The sequence below is a fragment of the Carnobacterium sp. genome (assembly GCF_032094055.1).
Classification (GTDB): domain Bacteria; phylum Bacillota; class Bacilli; order Lactobacillales; family Carnobacteriaceae; genus Carnobacterium_A.
The window spans coordinates 21,225-24,411 of the sequence record NZ_DAMDAK010000019.1 but is presented as its reverse complement, the minus strand read 5'-3'; the positions used below and the strand labels follow the sequence as shown (position 1 = coordinate 24,411).

The window sequence follows — 3,187 nt, the reverse complement described above, 5'->3', positions numbered from 1 at the left end:
AGGATTTACAGCAGAAATTCCTTATGGAGCTAAAAACCCAGATGCATCATGGGAATTCATTAAATACTTAACCAGCGATGAAGTTCAAGAATATTGGGGCTCAAAAGGCTTCGATATCATGGCAAATCAAGAAGCCAATGAAAGCTTAGCAACAAATCCTGATCTTGATGATAACGGACGTTTGATTTACGAAATGGCCAGTAAGGCTCTTGAAACTACAGTAATCACACCTACTCCTCTTTCTGCTCCTGATTACTTGCCATTAGTCAATACAGAGATCGATGCTGTTATGTTAGGTAAAAAATCACCGGAAGATGCTTTGAAAGATGCTCAAAATTCTGTAGAAAAACTCGTCGAACAAAATAAATAAAAATTTTAACAAGCTTTGGTACTGGGCTTGAAAACCAGTTTATAGCGAAACTGGTTTTCAAGCCGGTTCAAGCTTTATTTCTTTAATCAGGATAAATAAGTTTGATTAAAATCTAAACGTAGTTTACTAAAATAAAAAAAGAAACGTGGTGATCCCAATGCTGGCTAAAAAACAAAAAAAGACTAAAATGAAATGGACTAAGTTAAAGAAACAAGAAGCTCTGTGGGGACTGCTCTTCGTCTCTCCTTTTATTATAGGATTTATTTCTTTTTTAATGGGTCCTATGCTTTTTTCTTTGTATGGAAGTTTTACAAACTATAATTTAACTTCTAAAATGGATTTTATTGGGTTGAGCAACTATAAGCGGATGTTTACTCAAGATGGATTATTTTGGAAATCTCTTTATAATACAATTTATTACGTTATCTTTAGTGTTCCTTTGAACGCTGTCGGAGCTGTTCTAATGGCGGTATTGCTTAACCAAAAAATGCGTGGTATCAAATTTTTCAGAACCATATTCTATATGCCAGCTATTTTATCAGGAGTCGCTGTTTATGTATTATGGATGCAACTGCTAGCGCCTTCTACTGGATTAGTCAATACGCTTTTACATTTCATTGGTATTAATGGACCAGCTTGGCTATTTGATCCACAATGGACAAAACCAGCACTTATTATCATGAGCCTATGGAGCGTTGGGGGCTCTATGCTGCTTTTTCTAGCCACACTGCAAAATGTCCCAAGTCAACTTTACGAATCGGCAGAATTAGACGGTGCCAATATGATCAAACGCTTTTGGCATATTACATTACCGATGATCACGCCAATCATTTTCTTCAATGTCGTTACATCAATCATCGGAGCTTTCCAAATATTCCAAGAAGCGTATGTTATGACCGACAGTGGGTCAGGCGGACCTGCTAATTCCTTATTATTTTATAACTTGCATATGTGGAACAAAGCTTTTGTAGCTTTTGATATGGGATATGCTATGGCTATGTCTTGGGGATTGTTCCTGATTGTCTTTATACTAACATTAATCAATCTGAAACTTGCGCCTCTATGGGTACGATACGAAGGAGGTCAAACCTAATGGAAAAAACAGTTTATACAGCTGATGCTAAGCCAACTGTAAAAAAGAATCACTTTAAAAGCAAAAAAAAATCAGAAAAAACGTTAAAACTGATTATCTTTATTTTATTAGTAAGTGTAAGCATCATTTTAATGGCTCCTATCGTTTGGATGGTATCCACTTCCTTAAAACCAATGTCAGAAATCGTTAAAATCCCCCCTACACTATTTCCTAGTAATGTACAATGGCAAAACTATGGTGAAACCATTAGAACATTTCCCTTCATTCGATATGCATTAAACACTCTATTCATTACTTTCTTCGTAGTTATCGGAAATGTTCTTTCTAACTCATTCATTGCTTACGGCTTTGCAAAAATTTCTTTTCCAGGCCGCAATATGTTGTTTTCACTCGTCTTAACGACAATGATGATTCCAGGTTTTGTTACCATGATTCCACAATATGTATTGTTTTCAAAAATCGGCTGGGTAGGAACTTATTTACCCTTGATTGTACCATCGTTTTTCGGAAATGCTTTCAGTATTTTCATCATGCGTCAGTTTTATATGTCGATTAGTAATGAGCTCGTTGAGGCTGCTAAGATAGACGGGGCCAGTCATTTGTACATTTGGAGTCATCTAATGATTCCACTAACTAAACCAGCAATTATTACTATTGCGATCGGTGCTTTCAATGGGACATGGAATGACTTTTTAGGTCCTTTGCTTTATATCCATGAAGAGTCTATGTACACTTTACAAATTGGATTAAAAACATTCCAAAGCCAAGCGTCTTCACAATGGAACTACTTGATGGCAGGAGCGACACTTGTCTTATTGCCAACCGTTTTACTATTTTTCTTCGCACAACGTTACTTTATTGAAGGTATGGATTTAACTGCTGGTTCAAAAGGGTAAGCTACATACATTTGCCAAAACAGATTTTTGTGTTTTAGAACCAGCTTATGAGCAAAAAGAATTTATTGAGAAAGAGAGGTCAGTTAATTTATGAATAAACGGTTTTTTTCAGAAGCCGTGATTGTCGGAACAGAATGGGCAGCTCGTTTGGCTCTAGTAAACCTTGTTTTTTTACTATTTTCTATTCCTATTTTCACCCTTCTTCCTTCTATTGTAGCTTTATTCGAAGTAGTACGGAAATGGGAAAAAGGCGATACAAAAACACCGATTTTTCGGACTTTTCTTTCTTTCTTCCGCAAAAATTTTTGGAAAAGTTATCTAATCGGTTTGCCACTGACCGCAGTAGGCATAATATTATTTATTGATATTCAGTCTCTCAGCGGTCAAACATCAGCCGGTTTTCTTGTCTTACGGTATGCCGTCTACTCGCTAGTCATTTTGTTTGCTTTGCTGGTCCTATATAGTTTTCCTATTTTTGTTCAATATACGTTATCAATTCCACGCGTTTACTTTCTGGCATTGACTATTGGAGTTACCAAACCTTTAGTCACACTCTCATTGTTCCTTTCAATAGCTGTTATTATTGGAGCCTTGTTGTTCTGGCCTGCTTTATTCTTTTTCTTTCCATTTAGCCTAATTGCTTTGCTTGCTACTAAAACAGCAGCTCACTCTTTGCAAAAGTTTCATTCAGATAAGCCGATCACTTCGAAGTAAACGATTGATATAAGAAAAGCGGGGCAAGCCCGCCCTGACTCGAAAGAAATTTAGGAAAGTAGCACTGTGAGCAAAGCTCAAGTTATCATGTCTCTAAGCTATTAAAATGGTAAG

General features: G+C 36.5%; 3 protein-coding genes and 1 pseudogene. All 4 read left to right on the top strand.

Annotation, left to right across the window (positions count from 1 at the left end):
- A pseudogene (locus RT405_RS04715) lies at positions 1-370 on the top strand (ABC transporter substrate-binding protein); the annotation flags it as partial.
- Positions 371-557: 187 nt separating this feature from the next.
- Complete coding sequence (locus RT405_RS04710; RefSeq protein WP_313468018.1) at positions 558-1,463, top strand: sugar ABC transporter permease; 906 nt, start codon at positions 558-560, stop codon at positions 1,461-1,463.
- Positions 1,464-1,594: 131 nt separating this feature from the next.
- The gene (locus RT405_RS04705) at positions 1,595-2,359 is read left to right on the top strand and encodes a carbohydrate ABC transporter permease (RefSeq protein WP_396163281.1); all 765 of its coding nucleotides are present in this window, start codon (positions 1,595-1,597) and stop codon (positions 2,357-2,359) included.
- Positions 2,360-2,449: 90 nt separating this feature from the next.
- Entirely contained in the window at positions 2,450-3,073 is a 624-nt protein-coding gene (locus tag RT405_RS04700) for a DUF624 domain-containing protein (protein ID WP_313467997.1), read from the top strand.
- Positions 3,074-3,187 lie beyond the last annotated feature (114 nt).